This is a genomic window from Streptomyces sp. MnatMP-M17 (genome assembly GCF_900091995.1).
Classification (GTDB): domain Bacteria; phylum Actinomycetota; class Actinomycetes; order Streptomycetales; family Streptomycetaceae; genus Streptomyces.
Window position 1 is genome coordinate 1 of record NZ_FMDK01001185.1, and the last position, 1,366, is coordinate 1,366.

A 1,366-nucleotide genomic window follows, 5' to 3' on the forward strand; every position below is an offset into this window, starting at 1 on the left:
TGGCTGGCCGCCGCCGATCAGCACGGCTACGGCGCGCCCGCCACCGCCGTGCCCGCACTGCTCGACGCGGCCCGCGCGCGCACCGATCTGCGGCCACTCGCCCTGGCCTTCGCGGGACCGCGCGGTCTCTGGCTCGCCCGGCTCAATCCCGAGTGGAAGTTCGCCCTGCGTGGCGCTTCCGGCGGCTCCGTCCTGCCCGACGCGCGGGACACCGAGGCCGTGCGGCTGCTCTGGGAGGAAGGCCTGTTCGCCGAGCGGATCGCCCTGCTCGGCACCGTACGGGCCCATGACGGCGAGGCGGCCCGCGCGCTGCTGGCGTCGACCTGGTCGAGCGAGCGTGCCGAGGACCGGCTGATGTTCCTCGACTCCCTGCGCACGGGGCTGTCCGAGGCGGACGAACCTTTCCTGGAACGGGCCCTGTCGGACCGCAGCCGCAATGTCCGCTCCACCGCGGCCGAACTGCTCTCGGCACTGCCGGAGTCCGCGCTCGCCGGACGGATGGCGGCGCGGGCGGCGACCTGCGTGAGCATGGACCGTACGGGCGGCGGCCAGGTCATCGTGGTCGAGGCGCCCCACGAGTGCGACGCGGACATGCAGCGCGACGGCGTGGTCCAGACACCGCCCTCGGGGCGAGGTGAACGGTCCTGGTGGCTGGGCCAGTTGGTGGAGGCAGCGCCGCTGAGCACCTGGCACGGCCGGCTCGGAGGCCGCACTCCGGAGGAGATCGTCGCACTGCCCGTCCTGGATGACTGGGCGGATGAACTCCACGCGGCCTGGTGCCGGGCCGCCGTCAGGCAGCGGGACGCGCGCTGGTCGGCCGCTCTGCTGGGCAGGCCGGTGACGTCCCGGGAGAGCGGCCCCGGCACGCCGTCCCTGGCGGAGCGGGCGAAACTGCTCGCGACGCTGCCGTCCGCCGAACGGGCCTCCTGGGTGGCCGCGTTCATATCCGCCCATGGCCTCTCCGAGGCGTTCCAACTGCTCGGCGTCTGTGCGGTGCCCTGGGCGGAGCCGCTCGGCCGGGCGGTCGTGGACGCGCTCGACATCGCCCGGGACGCGGGCAGTTATCCCTGGAGCTTCAGCGGAGTGATGGGCCTCGCGGAGCGCTGTCTGGACCCGGCCGAGGCGAGCCGCCTTGAGCTGCTCACGGCGACCCCGGACGAGACGGAGGACACCTCGCCGGGCGCGGGCGGCTACTGGTCGGAGGCGTTCCAGCGCCTGGTCTCCACGCTGCGTCTGCGCGCGGCGATGCTGGCGGAACTGGCACAGCCTTCAGAACTGGCTGAATTGGCGGAACCCACCGAACAGGCGGTACCGGCCGCTATGACCGTACCGGCCGAACCGGCCGAGCCGGGCGCACCGACCGAAC

1 protein-coding gene is annotated in these 1,366 nt (G+C 73.9%); it reads left to right on the top strand.

Annotated features, from left to right (window positions below; all coding sequences use genetic code 11):
• The coding region (locus GA0115259_RS37620; protein WP_237540772.1) for a DUF5691 domain-containing protein at nucleotides 1-1,366 on the top strand (1,366 nt) is incomplete at both ends.